This is a genomic window from Micromonospora maritima (genome assembly GCF_902825405.1).
In the GTDB taxonomy this organism is placed as follows: domain Bacteria; phylum Actinomycetota; class Actinomycetes; order Mycobacteriales; family Micromonosporaceae; genus Micromonospora; species Micromonospora maritima.
Genome location: NZ_CADEAU010000382.1, coordinates 1 through 5169 on the forward strand (window position 1 = coordinate 1; position 5169 = coordinate 5169).

At 73.1% G+C, this 5169-nt stretch carries 5 protein-coding genes; 2 read left to right on the forward strand and 3 right to left on the reverse strand.

The genetic code is table 11. The features are described from left to right. The 3 genes from HUW36_RS24975 to HUW36_RS24985 all read right to left on the reverse strand — a co-directional run. A partial coding sequence (locus HUW36_RS24975) for an SRPBCC family protein (protein ID WP_174530400.1) occupies nt 1-560 on the reverse strand: 560 nt, incomplete at its 3' end. 37 nt (nt 561-597) lie between these two features. Continuing rightward, on the reverse strand, nt 598-1917 hold the full coding sequence (locus tag HUW36_RS24980; protein WP_174530401.1) for a low temperature requirement protein A: 1320 nt from the start codon (nt 1915-1917) through the stop codon (nt 598-600). A gap of 12 nt (nt 1918-1929) precedes the next feature. After that, complete coding sequence (locus tag HUW36_RS24985) at nt 1930-2586, reverse strand: TetR/AcrR family transcriptional regulator (protein WP_174530402.1); 657 nt, start codon at nt 2584-2586, stop codon at nt 1930-1932. Between the two features lie 121 nt (nt 2587-2707). Here HUW36_RS24985 and HUW36_RS24990 point away from each other — a divergent pair, with 121 nt between their 5' ends. Together HUW36_RS24990 and HUW36_RS24995 are read left to right on the forward strand one after the other, a co-directional pair. Further along, the gene (locus tag HUW36_RS24990; protein ID WP_174530403.1) at nt 2708-4348 is read left to right on the forward strand and encodes an MDR family MFS transporter; all 1641 of its coding nucleotides are present in this window, start codon (nt 2708-2710) and stop codon (nt 4346-4348) included. A gap of 73 nt (nt 4349-4421) precedes the next feature. Further along, nucleotides 4422-5169, forward strand: a 748-nt coding sequence (locus HUW36_RS24995) for a phosphatase PAP2 family protein (RefSeq protein WP_174530404.1), incomplete at its 3' end; no start/stop codon positions are given.

The window sequence follows — 5169 nt, forward strand, 5'->3', positions numbered from 1 at the left end:
CGCACCGCCCACAGTGCCGCCCCGGCGGCGCCCGCGAGCACCGCCACCACGCCGGCCGCCACCAGCACCCGGCGTAGCCGGGACCGGGCGGGCCGCTCGCCGAGCAGGCGGACCACCGGCAGTTCGGCGGTCAGCCCGCCCTCGGCCCGACGCAGGTCGACCGTCTGGAAGGCGAGCCAGTCGAGGATCGCCGGCAGCCGTCCGGTCAGCGCCTGCTCGTGCTGCTCGGCACGGGTGTCGGCGTCCCAGTCGCCCTCCTCCAGCACCTCGCGCACGGAGAGCCGGGTGCCGTGCGCGGTGGCGGTCAGGTCACAGGCCAGCCGGGTGGCCCGGTCGGCCTCCCGGCACCGCACCACCAGCCGCTCCGGCGTCCGCAGCTCGACCACCTCCACCTCGGTGTCGGCGTCGTAGCCGGGCAGTGCCGCGGTGGCCAGGATCCAGCGGTCGGCCTGCGGCGTGCTCTCGGCGAACCACTTGGCCAGCAACGCCTGTTCCGTCAACGCCCGCCAGATCCGGGCGGGCGGGTGGAACAGGTCGACCTCGGTGGCGATCTCGATCACGCGGAGACTCTAGGGCCTGGGTCGCCGACGTGTCAGGTCACTCCGACCCGCCGTCGTGCCAGCGCGCCCGCCAGGCGGCCTCGCTCTCCTCCGCGCTGACCTTCTCCTGGTGGACCGTGCGACGCAGCGCGGCCCGGGCGTCGGCGAACACCACCAGCTCGACCGCGACCAGGGCCACGCAGATTGCGGTGAGCAGACCCAGCGCGCCCAGTGCCGGCAGGTGGCGGCCGACGGGGAGCGCGAGCGCGAGCGCGGCCAGCGCCCCGACCCGGCTCCAGGACAACGTCCGCAGCGTGCGCCACTGGAACGCCATGTTCGCGGCGAGGTAGATCATCACCCCGGAGAAGAGCAACGGCACCGCCGGTCCGTGGCCCCGTTCCGTGCTGCCGCCCACCGGGTCGGTGATGGTCCGCACCAGTTCCTCGGCGCCGATCGCGAACAGGATCACCCCGGCGATCATCGGTAGGTAGAGGTAGGCGTACGCGTCGCGGGCCATCGCCACCCGGGGGTGGCCCTGGGCCGCGTGCAGCGCGATCCGGGCGGCCGGCCCGATCATGTCGAAGTGCGCCCACCAGAGCGCCGCGGTGAACAGGATGCCGAAGATCGCCGCCGGGACCGCCGGCCAGGTCACCACCTTGCCGAGCAGGTTGCCGCCGACGCCGACCGAGATGACCGACTCGCCCAGCGCGATGATCAGGATCAGGTCGTAGCGCTCGGTCCAGTGCTCGGCGGAGGTGATCTTCCAGCCGTCGGTGCCGGCCAGCAGTCCGCTGCTGTACTGGATGACGACGACCGTGATCCACAGTCCGTCGCGCAGCCACGGCCCGACCTCCGGATCGACCCGCTGCGGCAGCAGCGCCGCCACCAGCAGCAGGGAGGTCGAGAGCAGCACCTCGGGCGCGAACACCCACACCTTGCGCCGGGCCGGCGGGTCGCCCCGGGTGGCGAACCAGTAGAGCGCCGTGTGCACCATCCGGATCACCACGTAGCTGACCGTCACCAGCATCGGGCCGGCGCTGCCCTGGCGCAGGTCACCGAAGGTCTGCGGCAGGGCCAGCGCGAACGTGAACAGTGCGACCATGCCGACGACCATGAGGATCGGCACGAAGCCCTCGCCCAGGCGCAGCCGGGCGGCGACCGCGCTGTGCACCACCCAGCACCACCAGAGCACGGCGAGCACCAGCAGCGCGTGCAGCAGCTCCCGCACTGTCACGTTCGCGGCGGTGGCGCGCGTGATGATGAAGAAGGAGACGACGAAGACGAGGTCGAAGAAGATCTCGAACTTGTCCACCCGGGTGGCCGGGGCGACGCGGGCCGCAGGCCCGATCCCTTTGCGCCACCGGTCGCCGCCACCCACCGACCGAGTGTGTCAGCGCAGGTCAGAGGGCGTGCCTGAATCGCCCGGCATTCCCTCGTCCGCCGCTCGGGCCGGTGGCCGGTCGGCGGCCGGGGTGGCGTGGCGAAGGACGGTGGACAGCACGGCGCGCAGCGGTTCGTCCGGGTGCTCGATCCACTGCTGGGCGGCGACGCGGAGCGTGGCCAGGAACGTGGCGCCCAGGACCCGGGCCCGCAACGCAGCGTCCGGTCCGGTGAGCCGGCGGGCGATCTCGGCGGACAGCTCCCGCTCGATCGCCGCGTACGCGCCGACCTGGTGGGCGACCAGGCTCGGGTGCCCGTGCAGCAGTCGCCGCCGGCTCAGCCACGGCTCGGCCGGGTCGTCGTAGCCCTCGTCCGCCTGGACCAGGGCGGCCCCGGTCAGCGCCCGCCAGGGCGGCAGGTCGGTCGGCTGCTGCCGCACCAGTTCGACCAGCCGGCGCAGCCGCAGCGTGTCGCCGTGGAAGAGGGCCTCCTCCTTGCCGGCGAAGTAGTTGGAGAAGGTGCGCCGGGAGACGTTCGCCGCGTCGGCGATGGCCTCGACCGTGACCCGGTCCGGGCCGTGCTCGACGGCCAGGCGCAGGGCCGCCTCGTGCAGCGCCAGGCGGGTGGCCGCCTTCTTGCGCTCCCGCAGCCCGGTGCACTCGTCCATGGCGGCCAGGGTACGTGATCCTTTTCTCAATGGGCAAAGTTGCCTGTTGAGCAAGATTTGTTGATGATTGCTTGAGGCAACGAAGCGGCCCCCCGAACCGACACACCCTGGAGGACGCGCGATGAGCGCACCCACCGCGACGGCCGAGGCCGCGCCCATGAGCCGGCGGCAGACCCTGGAGGCACTCAGCGGGCTGCTGCTGGTGCTCTTCGTGGCCATGCTGAGCAGCACCGTGGTCTCCACCGCCCTGCCGAAGATCATCGGAGCGCTCAACGGCTCGCAGACCCAGTACACCTGGGTGGTCACCGCCACCCTGCTCACCGCCACCGCGACCACCCCGATCTGGGGCAAGCTCGCCGACCTGTTCAACAAGAAGCTGCTGATCCAGGTCGCCATCGTGGTCTTCCTGGCCGGCTCGGTCGCCGCCGGCTTCGCGCAGAGCGCCGGGCAGCTCATCGCCGCCCGCGCCTTTCAGGGCATCGGCGTCGGTGGCCTGCAGGCGCTGGTCCAGGTCGCCATCGCGGCGATGATCCCGCCCCGCGAGCGGGGCCGCTACAACGGCTACCTCGGTGGCGTGATGGCGCTGGCCACGGTCGGCGGGCCGCTGCTCGGCGGCCTCATCGTCGACACCTCCTGGCTCGGCTGGCGCTGGTGCTTCTTCGTCGGCGTGCCGGTCGCGATCATCGCGCTGTTCCTGCTCCAGGTCACCCTGAACCTGCCCACCGTGCGCCGGCAGAACGTGAAGATCGACTATCTGGGCGCCGCCCTCATCGCGGCCGGGGTCAGCGTGCTGCTGATCTGGATCTCCTTCGTCGACGACTCGTTCGCCTGGCTCTCCTGGCAGACCGGCGTCATGGTCGGCGGGGGGCTGCTGCTGCTCGCGCTGGCCGTGTGGGTGGAGTCGCGGGCCGCCGAGCCGGTGGTGCCGCTGCACATCGTCCGCGAGCGCACCACCGCCCTGGCCATCCTCGGCAGCCTCGCGGTCGGCATGGCGATGTTCGGCGGCGCGGTCTTCCTGGGCCAGTACTTCCAGATCGGCCGCGGCTACAGCCCGACCGAGGCCGGCCTGCTCACCATCCCGATGATGGCCGGCGTGCTGATCTCCTCTATCGTGGCCGGCCGGATGATCACCACCTCCGGCCGGATCAAGCCCTACATCGTGTTCGGCTCGATCGTGCTCGTCGCCGGCTTCGCGCTGCTCGGCACCGTCGACCACGAGACCTCACTGGTCCTGGTCGGGGTCGCCATGTTCGTCGTCGGCGTCGGCGTCGGCATGACCATGCAGAACCTGGTGCTCGCGGTGCAGAACACCGTCGCGCTGAAGGACATCGGGGCGGCCAGCGCCAGCGTCGCCTTCTTCCGCTCGCTCGGCGGCACCATCGGCGTGTCGGTGCTCGGCGCGGTGCTCGCCCGGCGGGTCACCGACCGGATCACCCACGACCTCGCCGCCGCCGGCATCCCCACCAGCGGCGGGGGCGGCGGCAGCACGCTCAACCTCGACGCGCTGCCCGAGCCGGTACGGCAGATCGTCCGCGCCGCGTACGGGGACGCGACCGGGCACATCTTCCTCATCTCGGCCGCCATCGCGGTCGTCGGCGTCGTGGCGGCGCTGTTGCTGCGCCCGGTTACCCTTCGCTCCAGCCTCGACCTGCCGGACACCGGCCGCGCCGTGGCGGTGGGCGCGGACGCGGTCGACGGTGCTCCCGCCTTCGACGAGGTGAGCGTCGACGGGACCGGCCGCGAGGAACGCGCCCGTCGCTGAGCCCGTACGCCAGGGCCGTCGCCGACCCCGGCGGCGGCCCTGGGTCGTGCCGGAGGGCACCGAAGGAGGAGCAGTGGACGTTCCGTCGACCGCGCCCGTGCGGGCCGCCGCCCTGCGCCGGGCGGCCCGCGAGCTGACGCTGGTCGCCGTGCTCTTCCTGGCCTACAAGGCGGGCCGGCAGCTGGTGGCCGGGCACGCCGACGCGGCGCGCGCCAACGGCGAGCGGATCTGGTGGCTGGAGCGGCTGCTGCACCTGCCCGACGAGGCCGCCGTGCAGGCGCCCTTGCTGCTGCACGAGCTGCCGGTCCGGCTGGCCAACTCCTACTACGCGTACGTGCACTTCCCGGCCACGGTGCTCTGCCTGCTCTGGCTCTACCTGCGCCGGCCGGCGCACTACCTGCGGCTGCGGCGGGCCCTCGCGGCGCTGACCGCGGCGGCGCTGGTGCTGCACGTCTGCGTGCCGCTCGCGCCGCCGCGCCTGACCGCGCTCACCGGCCTGGTGGACACCGGCCGCCGGTTCGGCCCCACCGTCTACGGGCCACCCGACTCCGACCAGCTCAGCAACCAGTACGCGGCCATGCCGTCGCTGCACGTGGGCTGGTCGCTGGCGGTCGCGCTGGCGCTGGTGGCGGTCACCGCCGGACGGTGGCGCTGGCTGTGGCTGGCCCATCCGCTGATCACCGCGTTCGTGGTCGTCGGCACCGGGAACCACTACTGGCTGGACGCGGTGGTCGCGGTGGCTCTGCTCGGGCTGATCCTCGCCGTGCTGCCCGGGCCCGCCGCGACGCCCGCGCCACCGGCGCCGACCGGCCCGCCGCGTC

Bases quoted from the DNA above. Each gene is read 5' to 3' on its own strand.
- HUW36_RS24985 (WP_174530402.1), bottom strand. From the start codon at position 2,586: ATGGACGAGTGCACCGGGCTGCGGGAGCGCAAGAAGGCGGCCACCCGC.
- HUW36_RS24990 (WP_174530403.1), top strand. From the start codon at position 2,708: ATGAGCGCACCCACCGCGACGGCCGAGGCCGCGCCCATGAGCCGGCGG.